This window comes from Jatrophihabitans sp., assembly GCA_036399055.1.
Classification (GTDB): Bacteria; Actinomycetota; Actinomycetes; order Mycobacteriales; family Jatrophihabitantaceae; genus Jatrophihabitans_A.
In genome coordinates this window covers 302,637-322,685 of record DASWNX010000029.1, presented here as the reverse complement: position 1 = coordinate 322,685, position 20,049 = coordinate 302,637, and the positions used below count along the sequence as shown (strand labels likewise).

Genomic DNA, 20,049 nt, shown 5'->3' with positions numbered 1-20,049 from the left:
TGGTGAGTTCAGCGCTGGGTCAGCCGTGCCGAGCCGGCATCGGATGACCCAGCGCTGGACCTTGTGCGCTGAACCGGCTTGAGGGGCTGCTCAGCGCGGCGCGCGGTGAGTGGCCAGCACCGCCTCGAGATCGCTGAGCTCGGCGCGCAGCTCCTCGGCGCGCTGCTGGGCCTGCAGCCGCGCGGTCTCGTTAATCTCGGCCACCGCCTCGGACAACCCGGCCTGGTCGAGTAGTTCGGCGATCGCGGTCACCACCCCGGGCGACACCGCGACGTTCTTGATCACCGTCCGAGCGCCACGGCTGGCGCTCACCGACCAGGACGCGCCGGTCGAGCTGATCGTCAGGCTGACCATCGGAGCCGCCGGGGTCTTGCGTCGGCGGTTGGCCGGCACTGCCGCAGCGCTGGTCGGCGGCGCTGAGCTCGAAGCCGCTGAGCCTGCCGTTGCGGGTGACGTCGCTGCGGGGGACGCTGCCGCGGCAGCCGGTGGCGCCGCTGCCCGCGACGCGGCTGCGGCGACTGAGGCCTCGCCTGGCTCAGCGGCGGGAGCGGCCGGGCTGGGCGCGGCCGACTTGCCCGCTGACCGTGGCTGGGCGGCTGCCCGCTGCTGAGCGGCTGGGCCGGGCGCGGCCGACTTGCCCGCTGTCCGCGGTGTGGCGGCTGCCCGCGGCTGAACAGCGCGAGCGGCCGGGCGCGCGGCGGCCCTGCCGAGGCTCAGCTCGGCCGGCGCGAAGGCCAGCTCGTCGGCGACGCCGTTGACCTTGACCCGGACGGTCAGAAAGTCGACCCCGTCGACGGCCGGGTCACCGATCCGCACGACCGCGCCGGACGCGCCCGCCTCGAACTGCGGCCCGGACAGCGAGACCCGCGGCCGCCGGCCCTCCTCGAGCTGGCTGCGCAACCGGGCCACGTCCTCCTCGGTCAAGCCGCTGGGCTTCTTGCGCCGTGGTGGCATTGCCTGTCCTCCTGCCTTCGCCCCGCAGGAAACTGCGGTCAGCGCGGCTCAGCGCTGAAAGCGTCGTGTGACGTCCGCAGTCTGTCATTGCGCGGCACTGGCCCGCCGTGGCCCCTCAGCTGTTCTCGGTGACCGGAAGCGCCGGCAGGCTGTACAGGTCCAACCGGCGGACCAGCTGGTCGATCAGCTCCGGATCGGCGCCCCGCTCGGACCGGGCGGCGAGCAGCTCTTCCCGCGCGGCGCCGAGCATCTGTTGCAACCCGAGCAGGAAGTCACCGCGATCGGTCGCCTTGCCAGCGGCCGAGCTGTGCTGGGAGTCGCTGAGCTGGGCGTTGAGCCGCACCAGCAGGTCGGTCGGAAAGGCGTTGAGCCGGTCCCACACCTCGACTCCGAAGTCCACCTCGTCCTGCAGGCGGTTCAGCGCCTCCGCGGCCGCGTGCGCGGCTCGCTCGACCAGTGCCGCCTCGGCCTCGTCGGCGTCGCGCGAGCTGGGCTTGACGCCGAGCAGCCGCACCAGGGTGGGCAGCGTCAGGCCCTGCAGGACCAGGGTCACCAGCACCACCGAGAAGGCGATGAACAGGATCCGGTCCCGAGCAGGGAAAGGATCGCCGGCGTCGGTGACGGTGGGAATGGCCAGGGCGAGCGCGACGGTGGCCACCCCGCGCATGCCGGCCCACCACACCACCACCGTCTCTCGCCACCCGATCGGGACGTCGGTGTCGCGCTGGCGCTGCAGCCGGCGGCTCGCGCTCCGGCCGCTGAGCGCGTCGTCGAGGGCGCCGGCTTGCAATCGTCGGTAGAACCGTCTGGCCAGCAGAACCGAGGGCAGCAGGTAGATCAGCCGCACCGCCACCACCACCGCGACGACGGCTGTCGTCTCGGCCACCAGGGACGTCCAGCGCGCTCCGATCGCCTGGAACGCGGTCTGGAACTCCAAGCCGACCAGGCCGAAGGCGATCCCGGTCACCAGGGTCTCGGTCATCGACCAGAACACGTCGGTGGTCAACCGGCCTTGCGCGTCAGCGGCGTCGACCGGCCGCGACACCGAGTACAGCGTGTACACCAGCACAGCCAGCACCCCGGAGCCGTGCAGCTCCTCGGCCATGACGTAGGTCGCGGTCGGCGCCAGCACCGACAGCAGCACCTGCGGCCGCGGGTCACCCGATCCCAGCAGCGCGATCAGCCGGGTGAATCCCCAGCCGAAGGCAAAGCCGACCACCAGGGCCAGCACCGCGGCCAGCAGCAGCTTGGTCGCCGCCTCGCCCGGGGAGAAGGAACCGCCGACCACGGCTGCGATCGCCACCTGGTAGAGCACCAGCGCGGCCACGTCGTTGAACAGGCCCTCGCCTTCGAGCATCGACACCAGCCGGCGGGGCAGGTGCAGCTTGCTGGCGATCGCGGTGGCGGCGACCGGGTCCGGTGGTGACACCAGCGCGCCCAGCGCCACGGCGCCGGCCAGTGAGATCCCGGGCACCACCGCCGAGGCCACTGAGGCGACGGCGGCAGTGGTGACCATGACCAGGGCGACGGCGAGCAGCAGGATCGGCCGGGCGTTGGCGGCCCAGAACCGCCAGGACGTCTTGCGGGCCGCGGCGTAGAGCAGCGGCGGCAGCACCAGCGGCAATATCAGGTCAGGCTCGACAACCACCTGCGGGACCTGGGGGATCGCGGCCAGCACGATTCCGAAGAGCGTGACCAGCACCGGCCAGGGCAGGTTGATCTTCGACGAGACCGGGATCAGGACCGCGGTCGCGAACAGGACGGCGGCCACCAAAGCGAGCTGTTCCACTGCCTCACCTCCGTCCGGATCACCAACTTACCGACCAGGGTGAAATCGCTCAGCCTTCGAGCAGGCCGTCCACGTCCGGTGCTCACCCCGGGCGGAGCACCGTCCGCAGGTTGTCCAGGACGGCACTGTCCTCGATGGTGGACGGGACCACCGGGTCGACACCGTCAGCGAGCTGGCGCATCGTCGCGCGCAGGATTTTCCCCGACCGGGTCTTGGGCAGGCCGGCGACGACGTCGACCCGCGACAGTGATGCTATCGGACCGACCACGTCGCGCACCCGGGCGCTGAGCTCGGCGCCCAGCTGCTCCGGCGAGCCTGACCAGCCGCTCTTGGTGACCACGAGCGCGCGCGGCACCTGCCCCTTCAGCGCGTCCCCGACGCCGATCACCGCGCACTCGGCGACGGCGGGATGATCGGCCAGCGCCGCCTCGAGCTGGCCGGAGGAGAGCCGGTGGCCGGCCACGTTCATCACGTCATCGGTGCGCCCGAGCACGAAGAGGTAGCCGTCGGAGTCGATATAACCGCCGTCGCCGGTCAGGTAGTAGCCCTCGAACGCCGACAGGTAGGACTCGACGTAGCGCTGGTCATCGCCCCAGACCTGCTGGCTGACGCCCGGTGGCAGCGGCAGCTTCAGGCAGATCGCGCCCTCCTCGCCGACGCCCAGCTGCTGGCCGTCGGGGCCGAGGATCCGCACGTCGTAGCCCGGCGCCGGCGCCGTCGGCGAGCCCGGCTTGATGGGCATCGGCTCGAGCCCGCGCAGGTTGGCCGCGATAGGCCAGCCGGTCTCGGTCTGCCACCAGTGATCCACCACCGGGATGCCCAGCCGGGCACTGGCCCACTCATAGGTCGCCGGGTCCAGCCGCTCACCGGCCACGAACAGCGCCTGCAACGAGCTGAGGTCGTGCCGGGCGACCAGCTCGCCGTCCGGGTCCTCGCGCTTGACCGCACGCAGCGCGGTCGGCGAGGTGAACAGCGCCTTGACCCGGTAGTCGGCGACCAGGCGCCAGAACGCCGCGGCGTCCGGGGTGCCCACCGGCTTGCCCTCGTAGAGCACGGTCGTCGCGCCGGTGAGCAGCGGCGCGTACACGATGTAGGAGTGCCCGACGACCCAGCCGACGTCGCTGGCGGTCAGCATCACCTCGCCGGGGCCGACGTCGTAGATGTTGGCCATCGACCACCGCAGCGCCACGGCGTGCCCGCCGTTGTCACGGACGATGCCCTTGGGCCGGCCGGTCGTTCCGGAGGTGTAGAGGATGTACAGCGGGTCGGTGGCCTTGAGCTCGACGCATTCAGCCGGGGCGATCAACCCGGCCCGCATCATCTCTCGCCAGTCGAGGTCGCGCTCGCCCATGCTCGCCTGCAGCTGCGGCCGTTGCACGATGAGGCAGCTGTCGGGTTGGTGGCTGGACAGCTCCAGCGCCCGGTCGAGCAGCGGCTTGTACTCGATCAGCCGGCTCGGCTCGATGCCGCAGGACGCCGAGACGATGACCTTGGGCCGGGCGTCGTCGATGCGGGCGGCCAGCTCGTTGGCGGCGAACCCGCCGAACACCACCGAGTGAACCGCGCCGATCCGCGCGCAGCCGAGCATCGCGATCACGGCCTCGGGGATCATCGGCAGGTAGATCAGCACCCGGTCGCCCTGGTCGACGCCGAGCGCGCGCAGCACTCCGGCGAACTTGGCGGTCAGCTCGGTGAGCTGGGTGTAGGTGTACTCGCGCCGGGTGTCGGTGACCGGCGAGTCATAGATCAGGGCCGCCTGCTCGCCCCGGCCGGCCACCACGTGCCGGTCCAGGGCGTTGTAGCAGGTGTTGAGGGCGCCGTCGGGAAACCAGCGGCTCAACGGGGCCTGGGTGGAGTCGAGCACCACCGAGGGCTTGTGGATCCAGGTGATCGCGGTGGCCGCCTGCGCCCAGAACCGGTCGGGGTCACTCAGGCTCAGCCGGTAATCCTGCGCATAGCTCATGGTGCGGATAGTGCCGTACCCACTGCGTGATCGCCACGTCCGCGGATGGTGAAGATCGAGAGGGCGGCCAGCACGCACAGCATGCCGGCGGTCAGCCAGGCGATCCGGTAGTCACCGGTGTGCTGGCGGATGACGCCGGCGAAGGCCGCGGCCAGGCCGGCGCCGACCATGTGCGAGGCGAACACCCAGCCGAACACCAGGCCGGCCCTCTGCGGACCGAAATGCTCCCGGCACAGCGCCACGGTGGGCGGCACCGTGGCCACCCAGTCCAGGCCGTAGAAGACGATGAACAGGAACAGCGGCGGGCTCACCGTCGGGCCGAGCACCGACGGCATGATCAGCAGCGACAGTCCGCGCAAGCCGTAGTAGGCCAGCAGCAGGTTGCGCGGGTCGACCCGGTCGGTGAGCCAGCCCGAGCCGATGACGCCGATGATGTCGAAGACGCCGATCAGGGCCAGCAGGTTGGCCGCCGTGGTGGGCGGGATGCCGTGATCGTGGGCGGCCGGGATGAAGTGCGAGCCGACCAGGCCGTTGGTGGACCAGCCGCAGATGAAGAAGGTCCCCATCAGCACCCAGAACGGCCAGCTGCGCGAGGACTCGGTCAGCGCGGCGATCGCGGCCCGGCCGGGATTGCGTCGAGGGATCACCGGCGGCGTCCAGCCCGGCTCGGCGCCGTAGGGGACCTGGCCGACGCTGGCGGGTGAGTCGGCCAGCAGCCACAGCACGAACGGGATCAGCAGCAGCGAGAACGCCGCGACCACGAACACCGCGGTGCGCCAGCCGTGGCTGTTGATCAGGTAGGCCAGAGGCGGCAGGAAGACCAGCTGGCCGGTGGAGGACGCCGCCGAGAAGATGCCGGTGACCAGGCCCCGGTTGGTGACGAACCACCGCTCGGCGAGGATCGCGCCGAACACCAGGGCCATCGAGCCGGTGCCGATCCCGATGGCGAACCCCCAGGCCAGCACCAGCTGCCAGGACGAGGCCATCACGGTGGTGGCCAGGCAGCCGAGGGCGACCAGTGCGAGCGCCATGGCTACCATCCGGCGGATTCCGAAGCGCTCCATCAGGGCGGCGGCGAACGGGGCGGTCAGGCCGTAGACCACCAGGTTGACGGTGATCGCCAGGGAGGTGGTCGAGCGTGACCAGCCGAACTGCAGCTCGATCGGCTCGATCAGCGCTCCGGTGCTGGACCGGAACGCGGCGGTGGCGATCAGCGCGAAGAACGTGATCCCCGCGACCGCCCAGGCGCGGTGAAACCGTGGAGTCCTGGCGCCGGGCGGTCCGACCTGGATGGGCTGGACATGCTCGGCTGACTGCTCAGCGGTGGTCATGTGGTCGCACGAGACTCGACATCGGCCGTGCTCCTTCCCACGATGTGCTGCAGCGTGCGGTGGCTCTGAATCTGTCAAGAGTCTGCTGATGGGCTCCATTCCCTCCCACCGCCGCGATTCAGCCCGCCTGGTCTGGCGGGTCACTGCCGGTTGACCCGCTGGTTGCGTCTGGGGGTGCGGGTCGGATCGATCCAGGCAGGCGGGATCCAGCGGGGTTGGCCGTCGGCCATCCGGCATTCCCAACCGCCACGGGTGAACTCTCGGTGATGGTAGCCGCAGACCAGCGTGAGGTTGTCCAGATCAGTCGTGCCGCCGTCGGCCCAGGCGGTGATGTGGTGGCGTTGGCACCACTCGGGCGGTTTGTCGCACCCGGGGAAGGTGCAGCCGCCGTCTCGGGCGATGAGGGCCAGGGTTTGGGTGCGGGTGGCGATCCGTTTGGCTCGCCCGTGAGCCAGCACCGCGCCGGTGGCGTCGCGCAGCAGCAGGCTGATCGCCGCCTCGTCGGCCAACGCGAGCGCCTCGCTCACGCTCAGCTGTTGCCCGAAGCTGGTCTGGGCCAGGCCTTGCCGGGTGGCGAGCTGGTCGGCCGTCATCGTGATGATCACCTGCGCCGGCGCCCCGGAATCGGGTAGCTCATCGCGCCGGACGACGACACCGGCCAGGTCCTGCAGGGCGTCGTGCAGCCGTTGGGGATGGCTGCGCGGGTCAGGGCCGGCCTCATCGGTGGCCTGCGGCGCCGAGCGCGGCGTGAGGGTGGCAAGCAGCAGCGCGCCGCAGGTCGCGGTCAGTCGTCCGCGGACGGTGTAGCTGCCGTCGGTCTCGGCTAGCAGTGTGAGACCACGGCGGCGGTGCTGCTCCGCCTCGCAGGCCAGGGCGCCGTCGGGGTGCAGGTGGGCCAGGATCCGCCGGCCGACCGCGGCTACTTCACGCGGCCGCAGGATGGCTGCCGCCTCGACGAGATGCTTCTCAGCCAGCGCCTGATCTTCGACGCTGACCTCGGTCGGCAGGTTGTTCAGGGTGGTGAGGATGACCTCGGTGTGCTCGGTGGAGACCGAGCCGTCGGCCTGGGCGGCGGCCAGCGCCGGCCGTAGCGCAGGCAACGGCTGGCCGGTCAGGGTGTGGCGTGGGCCGCAGGCGCGGGCGGCTACGACGCGGCGTTTGGCTTCGTGCGGTGACAGCCGCAGCAGTCCCTGCAACACAGCCGAGGTGGTGGGCATCGTCAATCGGCCGGCGATCGCCCTGCGGTCGAGCTCTGCGATGAGGGTATGGTCGACGGCCGCCAGCCGACGCCGCAGCACCTCCAGCTCGCGCAGCTCAGCCAGCACATCGGCATCAGACACTCGGCTCAGCACGTCAGCGATCGAGTGAAGATATACCCGCACAGCATTGAGTGAACTGGCCAACTCGGCCGACACCGCGCCGCTGTGCAACTGTTCCATACATCAGACACTAGCCCGAGGGTCTGACAGAACAGACTCGACAATGGTGCTTATCAACAGGCAACCCAGAACCGGCGAGTGAACGCGACAAGGCGCAGGGGTGAGGTAGGACTTCTGCCTCATCCGGCGCCGACAGCGGCGAAGGCCGGTGGGTAGACGAGCCGGCCGCGTGCCCGCCCGTCATAGGCGGGCAGGGCACACGCCATTCCGGCATCGGGCGGCGCCCAGTCGGGAAGGGAGATCTCGATGCCGAGCGCGCGGCAGTCGCGAAAGCCGAACCTCGGGTAGTACCGCGGGCTGCCCTCCAGAAGCACCAGCTGCTCGCCCAGCCGCTCGGCCGCCTCGAGTCCCGCCGGCACCAGCGCAGAACCGATGCCACGGCCCTGCATCGCTGGCGCCACCGCCAAAGGAGACAGGGTGAGAACACGGCGCCGCTCGCCGGAATCGCAGACCAGCTCGGCATGGCTGAGCATCACGAAGCCGGCGACCTCTTCGGCCACCCGGGCGACCAGTGCCAGTTCGGGCACGTACTGCGGCGACGCTCGGATCAGCTCCACCAGGTCGGCGACGCTCGGCTCCCGCGAAAAGGCGGCAAGGACCAGCGCCCGGACGGCTCCGTGATCGGCCGGGCGCTCAGGCTCGATGACCGTGCTCATCGGCAGACGAACAGTCAATCAGGCGCCTGCTTCGTCTCCAGGGTCCTGGGCATCGGGATTCTCCTGCTGTTGCAGCAGATACTGCTCGAACTCCGCGCCCAGCTCGTCCGCGGTCGGCAATCGGGCGCCGTCGGCCACCAGGCCATGGGTGCGCCCGGCGACGATCTCGTCGTACTGGGACTCCAAGGCGTGCACGACGGCCGAGACCTGCTCCGAGGCCGCGACCTTGGCGTCCAGGTCGATCCGGCTTTCCCGGGCCGCCTCCTGCAGGATTTCGGTGGGCAGCACCAGCCCGCTCGCCTTGGCGACGCACTCGATGAGGGTCAGCGCCGCGGCCGGGTAGTCCAGGTGCGCAAGGTAGTGCGGCACATTCACCGCGAAGCCCATCGTGTCCAGGCCCGACACCCCCAGCCGGAATTCGATCAGGTGCGCGGCGCTGCCCGGAACCTGAACCGTGCCCAGCCAGTTGCTGTACTCGATGACCAGGTCAGGGCGGCTGGCGTGCGCGATCACGGTCGAGGGACGGGTGTGCGGCACCCCCATCGGAATCGCGTTCAGCGCGATCAGCAACCGGACGCCGAGCCGCTCGACGATCAGCTGCACCGCCGCGGTGAAACGCTCCCACTGCATGTCGGGCTCCGCGCCGGCCAGCAACAGGAACTGGGTGCCGGCCGCATCGCGCACGGCGTGAACCTTCAGCTCCGGCGCGGCGAAACGCTCCCAGTGATCGGTGACGAACAGCATCTCCGGACGCCGGCCGCGGTAGTCGAAGACCTGGTCGATGTCGAAGGTGGCGATCACCTGGGACTCCAGCGTGCTGAGCAGGTGAGACCGCGTCAGCTGGGAGGCGTTGCCGGCGTCGACGAAGCCGTCCAGCGCCAGCACCAGCACCGGTCGGTCCAGTTCGGGCAACTCTTCGATCAGCTCGAACAGCTTGGCTGGATCCAGCATGGCAGGCGCCTCAGTCCGCCAGCGCGACGATGAGCTCGGGTTCGGTGGCCGCGCGCACCTCGTCCACGGTCACGCCGGGCGCCAGCTCCCGCAGCACCAGGCCCTCGGGGCGGACGTCGATCACCGCCAGGTCGGTGATGATGTGGTGCACGCAGGCCGCGCCGGTGAGCGGCAGCGAGCACTGCTTGACCACCTTCGGAGCGCCGTCGCGGGCGACGTGCTCCATCATCACGATCACCTTCTTCGCCCCGTGCACCAGATCCATCGCGCCGCCCATGCCCTTGATCATCTTTCCGGGAATGGTCCAGTTCGCCAGGTCGCCGTTCACCGCGACCTGCATCGCGCCGAGCACCGCCACGTCGATGTGGCCACCCCGGATCATCCCGAAGGACAGCGCCGAGTCGAAGAAGGACGCCCCGGGCAGCACGGTGACGGTCTCCTTGCCGGCGTTGATCAGGTCGCCGTCCAGCTCGCTCTCCAGCGGGTACGGGCCCACGCCGAGAATGCCGTTCTCGCTCTGCAGCACCAAGGTGATCGCCGGGTCGACGAAGTTCGGGACGAGGGTCGGCAGCCCGATGCCGAGGTTGACGTACTGGCCGTCGTGCAGCTCGCGAGCCACCCGGGCGGCGAGTTCGTTGCGGTTGAGCGCCATCTCTTCCTCAGCCTGCGCTTTCCTGTTGTCCACCCTGCTCCGAGCCCTGCCCCGCGCCGGCCACCCCGGGGTCGGACTGCTCGCGCACGGTGCGCTTCTCGATCAGCTTGCCGGCCTCGCCCACCTCGACGACCCGTTGCACGAACACCCCGGGAGTGTGCACCTGCTCGGGGTCCAGCTCACCGGGCTCGACGAGCTGCTCGACCTCGGCGATGGTGATCCGGCCCGCCATCGCGCACAGCGGGTTGAAGTTGCGGGCCGAGGCGTCGTAGCTGAGGTTGCCGTGCCGGTCACCCCGGGCCGCCCGCACCAGCGCGAAGTCGGTGACGATGCCCTCTTCGAGCACGTACAGCTGGCCGTTGAACTCGCGGGTCTCCTTCGGCGGCGAGGCCACCGCGATCGAGCCGTCGGAGTTGTAGCGCCACGGCAGGCCGCCCTCGGCGATCATGGTGCCGACCCCGGCTGGGGTGTAGAACGCGGGGATCCCGGAGCCGCCGGCCCGCAACCGCTCGGCCAGGGTGCCCTGCGGCGTCAGCTCGAGCTCCAGCTCACCGCCCAGGTACTGCCGCGCGAACTCGCGGTTCTCACCGACGTAGGAGCCGATGGCGCGCCGGATGCGTCGGGCGCCCAGCAGCATGCCCAGACCCGCCTCGTCCACCCCGCAGTTGTTCGACACGGACTCCAGCTCACCGCTGCCGAGTTCGAGCAGCGCCTGGATGAGCACGTGCGGAATGCCGCACAGCCCGAACCCGCCGACCGCCAGCGAAGCGCCGTGGCCGATGTCGGCCACCGCTTCGGCGGCTGTTGCCACCACTTTGTCCACGCTGTGCCTCTCAGCTCTTGGATCGGACGCCCGGCGCGGGCCTGGGCGACCAGCAGATCGCCCCGACAACCGGACGAGTCGGTCACCGAACTCTAGCCAGCCGGCTCGGCCCGGGCATCAGTGGCTCACCAGCCAACCTCACCAGCCAACCTCGCCTGCCTGACCCGCCTGTCTGACCCGCCTGCCCGACCCGCCCGCCTCAGACGCTGGCGGTGGACCGCTCGGCCGCGGCCCGGGCGGCGGCCTTGGCCGGGTCGGGATTGCGCACCAGCACCACCGAGCCGCCGACGGCCAGCGGCGCGAGCAGCGACGCTGTCCAGTCCTGTGGCCCGGCCCAGGGCGCGGTCCACATCAGCCTGCCGCCAGGCTCCAGCCCCAGCTCATGGGCGGCCTGGCTCGCGGCCTGGCCCAGCTCGGCCCGCGAGCGCCCGTCCAGGGCCGGCTGGTCCGGCTCGGCCTGGGCTCGGACCTCAGCCCAGTTGTCGGGCATCGGGCGCACCGAACTGGCGTAGTCAGCCATGTCCGGCGGCGGGGTCGAAGGCCTGGCCATGCTCAGCAGCGACACCGCGAACGCGCCGTCCAGGCGGCGCAGCTGCGAGCTGGGCAGCGCCTGGAGCAGCGAGTCGGCGTCGCCGAAGGCCACGGTGGCATCAGCCGGCTCACTCACCACCTCAAGGCCGGCGTACCAGCAGCCCAGCAGGATCGGCGCCGCCAGCCAGTGCACCGGCAGCCGGATGAAGGCCCGGTCACCGACCGCTGCCCCCAGCTCGTCCACCAGCAGGAAGTGCGTCTTGGCGATCCAGTTGGCCAGCGACTTGGCAGACAGCTCGGCGCGCTCACCGCTGGCGTCGTCGTAGAAGGTGACCAGCGGACCGCCTGGATCGGCGGCCAGCCGGGCGGCGAAAAGCTGCTCAGGACCGGCGTGGGACAGCGAAGGCGAGGAAGGCATCAGCGGGCGGTCAGTTGATGCAGCCGGCGTCGGCCGCGGTGGTCACGGGCGGCGTGGCGGCGACTCCGGGCTTGACTGAGCCGCTCGCCGAGGCGCTGGGCTTCGGCGCGGGCGGCATCAGGCTCTTGACCTGGACCTTGTTCTCGCCGAGCACCAGGGTCACCGAGCTGACCTCGGGCGAGCGCTCCAGCACCGCGCCGGGCACCTGGGCCTGCAGGGCCTTGGCCGCGGCCTCCTGACCCGGGGCGTAGCGGATCAGGGTCTTGGCCACCACGTCCGTGCTCGCCGGCGGGATCTCGGTCTTGAAGCCGGCCGCCTGCAGGGCCTCGGCGTTGGCCATCTCCAGGCCGTTGGTGTTGGTGTCGTTGATGACCCGGACGGTGACCGAGGACGGCGCCGCCGGCTTGGCCTTCGTCCACGCCGAGTTGGAGTCGGCGCCGACCAGCTTGTCGATGAAGGCCGGCATCGCGGCCGCGTCGACCGCCACGGTGTTCTGGATCGTTCCGTTGATGTCCTCGTCCACGAACCCCTGAGTGGGGATGGTGGTGAAGGAGAAGTTGCCGGCCTGCAGGTTCTGCATCTGCTGGGCGAGCTTGAGCGGCACCAGGCCGGGGTCCATCTGCAGCGAGGAGGACACCGCCTTGAGCAGGCTCTGCAGCTTCAACGGGTTCAGCAGGGTGCCGGCCGAGGACACCTTGCGGAACACCGCGGACAGGAAGTACTGCTGGCGCTTGATCCGGTCCAGGTCGCCCTGGGGGAAGCCGTAGCGCTGGCGGACGAACGCAAGCGCCTGGGTGCCCTTGATCGTCTGGTGACCTGCCTTGAGGTCGATGCCCGAGTTCGGTTCCTTCACCGCGCGGTTGAGGCAGACGTCGACGCCGCCGATGGCGTTGGAGATCCGGTAGAAGCCGAGCAGGTCGATCTGGACGAAGTGATCGACGCTCAGCCCGGTCAGGTTCTCGATGGTCTTCACCAGCAGCCGCGCGCCCGCGGCCTTGTCGCCCTTGGCGGCCTGGATGCCGATCGGGTAGGCGGCGTTCAACTTGTTCTTGCCGTGCCCGGGGATGTTGACGTAGGAGTCACGCGGTAGCGAGATCAGGGTGGCCTTGCTGCCGTCGGCGGGAAGATGCAGCAACATCATCGTGTCGGTGTTGTAGCTGCCGCCGTCGCGAGTGGTGCCCAGCTGCGCCAGCTCGTTGTCACTGGCGGTGTCGCGGTCGTCGTTGCCGACGATCAGCAGGTTCTGGTCCTTGCCGTCGATGCCGCCGTCGGCCGCCCTGCCACTGGGTGAGATGGCGTTGACGCGGGTGATGTCGGCGTTGAAGTTGCGGTAGGACGCCCACGCCCAGCCACTGCCGATCAGGACCAGCAGCGAGCACAACGCCAGGACGATCCGCAGGCCCAGCGCCGCTCCGTGCAGCATGTCGGACTTCGGACGGCCGGGGGGCCGGCCAGCCGGTCCCGCTGGCGGCCTGCCCGCCGGTGGCCGGCCAGGCGGCGGCTGAGACGAGCCGGCCGAGGACCGATGGCCGGGCTTGCGGCCGCGGGGGTCGAGCTCGGGCGGCAGTGCCGCACCGGCGCTCTCCGGCCGGGCGTTGCCCTGGGCGCCCTGCCGTGGGCGGTCGCCGGCCGGCCGGGGACGCCCCCGGCGGGGGTCGAGCTCGGGCGGCAGATCGCCGTCGGCCGGATACGGCCGGCCAGTAGGCGGCCGGTCGTTGTTGGAGGGCACGTCGGCGAGTCTATCGGGGCTCAGCTGTGCGCGGCTTCAGAAGGCGCCGACCTTCGCAGGCCAGGTGGCGCGTCCCAAAGCCGCCCGAACGCTATGTGCGAGCATGGGCGGTATGCATGCCCCCACGGACAGCTCGTGAGCGGCGGGCAGCGATCCCGCTGGCTGGTCACCGGCGCTCATGGCCAGCTCGGCAGCGATCTGCGCCGGGTGCTGGCCGCCGCCGGCGTCGAGTCCGAGCAGCTGCTGGCACTGGGCTCCGACGAACTCGACATCACCAGCTCGGCGGCGGTGCAGGCGGTGTTCAGGGACTTCCAACCGCAGCTGGTGGTCAACGCCGCCGCGTACACGGCCGTCGACCAGGCCGAGAGCGAGGAGGACCGAGCCTTCGCCGTCAACGCCGGCGGCCCGGCGCTGCTGGCCGCCGCCGCCGCCCGCGCTGGGGCCCGGCTGCTGCAGGTCTCCACCGACTACGTCTTCGCAGGCGAGGCCGACCAGCCCTACGGCGTGGACGCCGAGCCCGCTCCGCGATCGGCGTACGGGCGCACCAAGCTGGCCGGCGAGCTGGCCGTCCGCGAGCTGGCTCCCGAGCACGGCTACGTCGTGCGCACCGCCTGGGTGTACGGCGCCACCGGCTCGAACTTCGTCAAGACGATGGCCCGCCTGGAGCAGACCCGCGACACCGTCGAGGTCGTCGATGACCAGCGTGGCTCACCCACCTGGTCGGCCGATCTGGCCCGGGGGCTCGTCGAGCTGGCCGGCAGCGCGGCCCGTCCGGGCGTCTATCACTGCACGGGATCGGGTGAGACCAGCTGGTACGGCCTGGCCCGGGCGGTCTTCGAGGAGCTGGGCGCCGATCCGGACCGGGTGCTGCCCACCACCACCGACAAGTTCCCGCGGCCGGCGCCGCGGCCGGCGTACTCGGTGCTGTCAGACCACGCGTGGCGCGACGCGGGCCTGAGCACGATGCCGCACTGGCGGGCGGCGCTGCGGCGCGCTTTCGCCGAGGACCGCCCCGCCTACCTGCCGGCGAGCTGAGGACCCAGCCGAGGACGTCGCCGGGCGCCCGAGACGCACGAGCGTCGAAGGTTGCACGAGCCCGCAAAGCGTGAGGGTTTCGAGGCTGAAAAGCGGCCGAATAGCCGCTGTTCTGGTGGTGCGCCGAGTGGCACGCCCGGGTTACAGTCCTGGCGGATCACTCAGATCGTCTCCGTAGCGGCCAATAGGTAGCCGTAGGGGAAAAACTTTCCGGCGGTTTCTACCGCCCTTATCCGGACCTATCGGCCCATCTCGCACCGGGCCGGGCCGCCCGAGGTGACGTCAAGATGTTCAGGACCCGACCGCACAGCCGGACCGCCGGCGCCTCCCACTCCCGGACGGCTGGCGCTCCCGGCGTCGTGGCGCGCCGTTCGCGGGCCGCCGCCGCCGTCCTCGGCGCCGCGCTGGCCTGCACCACGCTGGCGGTCGTCTCGCCCGCGCCGGTGGCCGCGGCCTCCTGGCCGAACGGCAACGTCGACATCACCGGCCACGGCCACGGCCATGGCCGGGGGATGGGGCAGTGGGGCGCCTTCGGCTACGCGACCAACTACAGCTGGACGCACACCCAGATCCTGTCGCACTTCTACCGCGGCGCCACGCTGGCCACCCGCAGCCTGGGCGCCCTCACCGTCGATCTGAGCGCCTTCACCGGCCAGAGCCAGGTCGTCGTCACCTCCGGCAGCGCCTTCACCGCCGGCGGCGTGGCCATCCCGGCCGGCGGCGCGGCGCTGCTGCGCTACGTCTCGACGAACTCCTATCAGCTGGCCACCAGCCCCGGCTGCGGCAAGCCGTGGTCGGCGGTGCGTCCGGTGACCTCAGGCGCCATCCGGTCCTCGGTGGCGCCCAGCTCGCTGTCCTCGTTGCTCAGCATCTGCTCCGGCGGCTCGACCCGCACCTACCGTGGCTCGCTGTCGCTGACCTACGGCGGCGGCGCCACCCGGCTGGTCAACCTGGTCGCCATGGACGACTACCTGCGCGGCGTGGTGCCGCGCGAGTCGCCGGCGTACTGGGGCGACGTCAACGGCGGCAAGGGCATGGCGGCGCTGCAGGCGCAGGCGGTCGCGGCCCGGTCCTACTCGGCGGCGCAGAACCGTTACAGCTGGGCCCGGACCTGTGACACCGAGAGCTGCCAGGTCTACGGCGGCGCGGCGCTCAACGGCGTCCTCATCGAGGACCCCCGCACCAACACCGCGATCTCCAGCACGGCCGGCAAGGTGCTCACCAACTCCAGCGGGGCGATCATGTCCGCCGAGTTCAGCGCCTCCACCGGCGGCTGGACCGCCGGCGGGACCTTTCCAGCCGTTCAGGACCTCGGCGACACGGCATCGCCTAATCACAACTGGTCGACCACCATCGCGGCCAGCACGATCTCCCAGGCCTTCGGCGTGGGCGCCCTGGAGTCGATCAGCACGACCGGCAACGGCCTCGGCGCCGACGGCGGCCGGGTGCTCTCGGCAGTGATCAAGGGCAGCTCGCGCTCGGTCACGGTCACCGGCAACCAGTTCCGCAGCACCCTCGGGCTCAAGTCCGACTGGTTCAAGGTCGCCAAGCCCCAGGGCGTTCCGACCATGTACCTGACGAACTCGCTCAGCACCCCGAACACCGACGTCGCGCGCGCCTTCGGCGTCCCCGGTGACCTGCCGTTCTCGTGCGACTTCAACGCTGACGGCGTCGACACCGCCGGGGTGTACCGCTCGGCCACCGCGACGTTCTACTACCGGGACTCCTTCGCCGCCGACGCGCCGCTGCGCCAGGTGCGGCTCGGCGCGCCGGGTGACCGGCCGGTCTGCGGTGACTGGGACGGCAACGGCAGCGACACGGTGGGCGTCTACCGCGGCTCCAACTCGATGTTCTACCTGCTCAACACCAACAACCGGGTGTCGAGCAGCCCGCTGACCCAGGTGCTGCTCGGCAGCTCCAGCGCGGTTCCGGTCGCCGGTGACTGGAACGGCGACAAAGCCGCCACCCCCGGCGTCTACGAGCCCAGGACCGCGACCTTCTATCTGGTCAACACGCTGCAACCGGGCTCGCCCCGGCTGCGCTACCCGTTCGGCTCGGTCGGCGACATCCCGGTGGCCGGCGACTGGGACGGCAACGGCTCGGACAGCTACGGCGTGTACCAGAGCAACGTGTTCGCGCTGGTCAACACCCTGGGCGGCCCGGTGGCTGCCCGCACCCGGTTCGGCCTGCCCGGTGACCGGCCGTTCGCCGGTGACTGGAACCGCGACGGCAAGGACACGGTGGGAGTCGGGCGCAACTACTAGCACTGCCTTTCAACTAGCACTGCCTTTCACTAGCACTGCCTTTCATCGGGCGCGAGAAGTTCGGCCTCAGCAGTCGCCGGGCAGCTGCCGGGTACATTGGCCCACGCGCTTCGCGGCTGCGGGGTGCTGCCGGTTTGCCCGCCCACTGAGGATGTGAAAGGTCGCACATGCCCCGCGCGCTGATAACCGGAATCACCGGCCAAGACGGGCTGTACCTGGCCGAGATGCTGCTGGCCAAGGGCTATGAGGTGTTCGGGCTGATCCGCGGCCAGAACAACCCCAAGCGGGCTCTGGTCGAGCAGGAGGTGCCCGGCGTCCAGTTGCTGACCGGGGACCTCACCGACCTGTCCAGCCTGATCCGCGCCTACTCCCAGGCCCGGCCCGACGAGGTCTACAACCTCGGCGCGATCTCGTTCGTGGCCTACTCGTGGGAGAACGCCCGGCTGACCTCCGACGTCACCGGCATGGGCGTGCTGAACATGCTGGAGGCGACCCGGCTCTACGCCGGTGACGACATCTCCAAGGTGCGCTTCTACCAGGCCTCGAGCTCGGAGATGTTCGGCAAGGTCCAGGAGGTCCCGCAGCGGGAGTCGACCCTGCTCTGGCCGCGCTCGCCGTACGGGGTGGCCAAGGTGTTCGGCCACTACATGACCATCAACTACCGCGAGTCCTACGGCATGCACGCCTCCTCCGGCATCCTGTTCAACCACGAGTCACCGCGGCGCGGCCCGGAGTTCGTGACCCGCAAGATCAGCTTGGCGGTGGCCCGGATCGCCCTGGGCCTGGACAAGGACCTCTCGCTGGGCAACATCGACGCCAAGCGGGACTGGGGCTTCGCCGGCGACTACGTCGAGGCGATGTGGCGGATGCTGCAGCAGGACGCCGCCGATGACTACGTGGTGGCCACCGGTGAGACCCACTCGATCCGGGAGTTCCTCAGCATCGCCTTCCGGCGGGCCGGGATCACCGACTGGGAGGGCTACGTCCACCAGGACCCGAGGTTCTTCCGGCCGGCCGAGGTCGACCTGCTGATCGGCGACCCGAGCAAGGCGCACGAGCGCCTGGGCTGGCAGCCCACGGTCAGCTTCCAGCAACTGGTGGAGATGATGGTCGACTCCGACCTGGCTGAGCAGCGAGCGCTGGCAGGCAAGTGAGGCCCGCAGGCGCACCGACGGCGTTCGTCACCGGGATCACCGGTCAGGACGGCGGGTACCTCACCGAGCGGCTGCTGGCTGAGGGCGTGTCGGTGCACGGCCTGGTGCATGGCCATGACGAGCAGGCCAGCGCCCTGACCCGGCGGTGCCCTGCCGCCGTGCTGCACGAAGGCGACCTGACCGACGGCGACCGGATCCGGGCCCTGATCGCCGAGCTGGAACCCGACGAGGTCTACAACCTCGGCGGCATCAGCTCGGTGGCCTTCTCCTGGGAGCAGCCGGTGCTGACCGGTCAGGTGTCCGGCCTCGGCGCGGTGGCGGTGCTGGATGCCTGCTGGCAGCTGCAGCAGCGGACCGGCCGTCCGGTGCGGGTGTTGCAGGCATCGAGCGCGGAGATCTTCGGCAACCCCGAGCAGGCGCCGCAGAACGAGCTGACCCCGCTGCGGCCGGGCACCCCCTACGGCGCGGCCAAGGCCTATGCCCACCAGATGGCCGCGATCTTTCGCAGCCGGGGACTGGCCGCCAGCGCGGTGATCCTCTACAACCACGAGTCACCGCGCCGGCCCGAGACGTTCGTGACCCGCAAGATCACCGCCGCCGCCGCCCGGATCGCGGCCGGCCGGCAGGACAGCCTGTCGCTGGGCAGCCTGGATGTGCGGCGGGACTGGGGATGGGCCCCGGACTACGTCGAGGCGATGGTCCGCGCGGTGCGCCACTCCCAGGCCGACGACTACGTGATCGCCACCGGCGAGTCGCACACGGTGGCCGACTTCGTGGCGGCGGCCTTCGACGCGGCCGGCGTGGCCGACTGGCAGTCCAGGGTGCGGGTGGACCCGTCGTTCGTCCGGCCGGCGGACGCCACGGAGCAGCGCGGCGACGCCACCAAGGCCCGGACCGTGCTCGGCTGGGCGCCGACGCGGGACTTCGCCGCCGTCGTGGCCGCCATGGTCGAGGCCGACCTGTCCCTGCTGTGACCGGCCGGTCCCTGCTGTGAGCGGTGGTGAGCTGTGGCGGCGGTCAACCGCGCTGCGGCTCCAGCCTGATCTCGGTGGGGCACCCTCGGTCGGGAAAGGTCACCACGAACCGGACCGCGGCCGCGACGTCGGCGGGTTGCAGCAACTGCCCCGGGTCAGCCTGCCCCTGCGGTGACCGCAGGCCGGCGCCGGCCGCGACCAGGCCGGGGGCGATCAGGCTCACCTTGACGCCGCGGTCGCGCACGTCGAGCCAGACCGCGCCGGACAGCCCCGCCAGGCCGTGCTTGCTGGCCACGTAGGCGGCGTTGTGCGCGAACGACTGCCGGGACGCGACCGAGCCGAGGTAGATCAGCGAGCTGGGGGCGCTGGCCAGCAACGCCGGCAGCAGCAGCCGGGTCGCCGCCGCGGCCGCGACGAGGTTGACCTCGAAGAGCTGGTCCCAGGCCGCTGGCTCGACCTGGTCGGCGTCGGCCCAGTCGAAGAGTCCGGCGGCCCACACCACCGCTGACAGCGGGGGACCGGCCAGCACCTGCTCGGCGGCCTCGCGCAACGCCGCGCGGTCGCTGACGTCCACCACGCGGTGGCCGGCCCGCCCGCCCGCGGCCCGGATCTGATCGGCGGCCAGTCCGAGCCTGGCCGCGTCCCGGCCCCACAGCGTGACGTTGTGGCCGAGCCCGGCCAGCGTGTGCCCGATCGCGGCGCCGATACGGCTTGAGCCGCCGATCACCAGGGCCTCAGTCATCCCTCGATCATCTCTCAAGCGATCCGCGCAGTGGTCCCAGCGCACGATCGGCAGCGGGTGGCGCCGGTTCAGTAGGGTGAGGTTTGTGCCTCCTGGCCTGATTTCCTGATAGGCCTGGCCGGGTGGCCGGGGCCTTGAAACCACAGGGACCCCCGTACTCGAAAGGGGCCAATGTGCCTAGCGTGACGAAGTCGATAGATGTCTCGGTGCCGGTGCGGACTGCCTACAACCAGTGGACGCAGTTCGAGACCTTCCCGCACTTCATGGGCGGGGTGGAGTCCATCACCCAGATCGATGACACCCATTCGCACTGGGTGACCAAGATCGGCGGCGTGAGTCGTGAGTTCGACACCGAGATCACCGAGCAGCACCCCGACGAGCGGGTGGCCTGGAAGAGCACCGACGGCACCACCCACGCCGGAGTGGTCACCTTCCACCGGCTGAGCGAGGGTGAGAGCCGGGTCACTGTCCAGCTCGACTGGGAGGCTGACAGCGTCGTGGAGAAGGCCGGAGCGCTGGTCGGCGTCGATGACCACCAGGTGAAGGCCGACCTGGAGCGGTTCAAGGACTACATCGAGGGCCAGGGCCGTGAAGACGGCGCGTGGCGGGGCAACGTCGACAGCCCGACCACCTGAGCCACCCGA

Annotated in this window: 17 protein-coding genes; 5 read left to right on the top strand and 12 right to left on the bottom strand. The window is 70.8% G+C overall.

All coding sequences use genetic code 11. From position 1 onward, the window contains the following. Positions 1-90 precede the first annotated feature (90 nt). The 11 genes from VGB75_12605 to VGB75_12555 form a co-directional block, all read right to left on the bottom strand. Complete coding sequence (locus VGB75_12605; GenBank protein HEY0167873.1) at positions 91-954, bottom strand: hypothetical protein; 864 nt, start codon at positions 952-954, stop codon at positions 91-93. Positions 955-1,069: 115 nt separating this feature from the next. Next, entirely contained in the window at positions 1,070-2,743 is a 1,674-nt protein-coding gene (locus tag VGB75_12600) for a Na+/H+ antiporter (protein HEY0167872.1), read from the bottom strand. Between the two features lie 82 nt (positions 2,744-2,825). Then, positions 2,826-4,706 (bottom strand): AMP-binding protein, encoded by a 1,881-nt coding sequence (locus VGB75_12595; GenBank protein HEY0167871.1) that lies wholly within the window; start codon positions 4,704-4,706, stop codon positions 2,826-2,828. Then, on the bottom strand, positions 4,703-6,037 hold the full coding sequence (locus VGB75_12590; GenBank protein ID HEY0167870.1) for an MFS transporter: 1,335 nt from the start codon (positions 6,035-6,037) through the stop codon (positions 4,703-4,705). The genes VGB75_12595 and VGB75_12590 overlap by 4 nt, the downstream gene beginning before the upstream one ends. A 140-nt stretch (positions 6,038-6,177) precedes the next feature. After that, the gene (locus VGB75_12585; protein HEY0167869.1) at positions 6,178-7,476 is read right to left on the bottom strand and encodes a DUF222 domain-containing protein; all 1,299 of its coding nucleotides are present in this window, start codon (positions 7,474-7,476) and stop codon (positions 6,178-6,180) included. A 119-nt stretch (positions 7,477-7,595) separates the two neighbouring features. Then, the gene (locus VGB75_12580; protein HEY0167868.1) at positions 7,596-8,150 is read right to left on the bottom strand and encodes an N-acetyltransferase; all 555 of its coding nucleotides are present in this window, start codon (positions 8,148-8,150) and stop codon (positions 7,596-7,598) included. Next, a complete protein-coding gene (locus VGB75_12575) occupies positions 8,151-9,083 on the bottom strand; it encodes a PAC2 family protein (protein HEY0167867.1) in 933 nt (310 codons plus the stop codon). It abuts the gene before it with no gap. Between the two features lie 10 nt (positions 9,084-9,093). Continuing rightward, entirely contained in the window at positions 9,094-9,768 is a 675-nt protein-coding gene (locus VGB75_12570) for a CoA transferase subunit B (GenBank protein HEY0167866.1), read from the bottom strand. Beyond that, positions 9,743-10,549, bottom strand: a complete 807-nt coding sequence (locus VGB75_12565; protein ID HEY0167865.1) for a CoA transferase subunit A — start codon at positions 10,547-10,549, stop codon at positions 9,743-9,745. The genes VGB75_12570 and VGB75_12565 overlap by 26 nt, the downstream gene beginning before the upstream one ends. Before the next feature lie 208 nt (positions 10,550-10,757). After that, positions 10,758-11,507, bottom strand: a complete 750-nt coding sequence (locus VGB75_12560) for a TIGR03089 family protein (protein HEY0167864.1) — start codon at positions 11,505-11,507, stop codon at positions 10,758-10,760. A gap of 10 nt (positions 11,508-11,517) precedes the next feature. Then, positions 11,518-13,236: an LCP family protein gene (locus tag VGB75_12555; GenBank protein HEY0167863.1), complete on the bottom strand. Its 1,719-nt coding sequence runs from the start codon at positions 13,234-13,236 to the stop codon at positions 11,518-11,520. A 135-nt stretch (positions 13,237-13,371) separates the two neighbouring features. Between VGB75_12555 and rfbD the strand changes: the two genes are divergently transcribed. The 4 genes from rfbD to VGB75_12535 all read left to right on the top strand — a co-directional run bounded on the left by rfbD (position 13,372) and on the right by VGB75_12535 (position 18,663). Continuing rightward, a complete protein-coding gene (gene rfbD, locus VGB75_12550; protein ID HEY0167862.1) occupies positions 13,372-14,271 on the top strand; it encodes a dTDP-4-dehydrorhamnose reductase in 900 nt (299 codons plus the stop codon). Positions 14,272-14,558: 287 nt separating this feature from the next. Further along, a complete protein-coding gene (locus VGB75_12545; GenBank protein ID HEY0167861.1) occupies positions 14,559-16,535 on the top strand; it encodes a SpoIID/LytB domain-containing protein in 1,977 nt (658 codons plus the stop codon). A 167-nt stretch (positions 16,536-16,702) separates the two neighbouring features. Next, complete coding sequence (locus tag VGB75_12540) at positions 16,703-17,689, top strand: GDP-mannose 4,6-dehydratase (GenBank protein HEY0167860.1); 987 nt, start codon at positions 16,703-16,705, stop codon at positions 17,687-17,689. Continuing rightward, positions 17,686-18,663, top strand: a complete 978-nt coding sequence (locus VGB75_12535; GenBank protein HEY0167859.1) for a GDP-mannose 4,6-dehydratase — start codon at positions 17,686-17,688, stop codon at positions 18,661-18,663. The genes VGB75_12540 and VGB75_12535 overlap by 4 nt, the downstream gene beginning before the upstream one ends. Positions 18,664-18,706: 43 nt before the next feature. Here the strand turns inward: VGB75_12535 and VGB75_12530 are convergent, their stop codons facing one another. Then, on the bottom strand, positions 18,707-19,405 hold the full coding sequence (locus VGB75_12530; GenBank protein HEY0167858.1) for an SDR family NAD(P)-dependent oxidoreductase: 699 nt from the start codon (positions 19,403-19,405) through the stop codon (positions 18,707-18,709). Between the two features lie 182 nt (positions 19,406-19,587). Here VGB75_12530 and VGB75_12525 point away from each other — a divergent pair, with 182 nt between their 5' ends. After that, positions 19,588-20,040 (top strand): SRPBCC family protein, encoded by a 453-nt coding sequence (locus VGB75_12525; protein ID HEY0167857.1) that lies wholly within the window; start codon positions 19,588-19,590, stop codon positions 20,038-20,040. The last annotated feature ends 9 nt before the right edge of the window (positions 20,041-20,049 follow it).

Bases quoted from the DNA above. Each gene is read 5' to 3' on its own strand.
- VGB75_12545 (HEY0167861.1), top strand. From the start codon at position 14,559: ATGTTCAGGACCCGACCGCACAGCCGGACCGCCGGCGCCTCCCACTCC.
- VGB75_12530 (HEY0167858.1), bottom strand. From the start codon at position 19,405: ATGACTGAGGCCCTGGTGATCGGCGGCTCAAGCCGTATCGGCGCCGCG.
- VGB75_12585 (HEY0167869.1), bottom strand. From the start codon at position 7,476: ATGGAACAGTTGCACAGCGGCGCGGTGTCGGCCGAGTTGGCCAGTTCA.
- VGB75_12575 (HEY0167867.1), bottom strand. From the start codon at position 9,083: ATGCTGGATCCAGCCAAGCTGTTCGAGCTGATCGAAGAGTTGCCCGAA.
- VGB75_12590 (HEY0167870.1), bottom strand. From the start codon at position 6,037: ATGACCACCGCTGAGCAGTCAGCCGAGCATGTCCAGCCCATCCAGGTC.
- VGB75_12560 (HEY0167864.1), bottom strand. From the start codon at position 11,507: ATGCCTTCCTCGCCTTCGCTGTCCCACGCCGGTCCTGAGCAGCTTTTC.
- VGB75_12605 (HEY0167873.1), bottom strand. From the start codon at position 954: ATGCCACCACGGCGCAAGAAGCCCAGCGGCTTGACCGAGGAGGACGTG.
- VGB75_12595 (HEY0167871.1), bottom strand. From the start codon at position 4,706: ATGAGCTATGCGCAGGATTACCGGCTGAGCCTGAGTGACCCCGACCGG.
- VGB75_12540 (HEY0167860.1), top strand. From the start codon at position 16,703: ATGCCCCGCGCGCTGATAACCGGAATCACCGGCCAAGACGGGCTGTAC.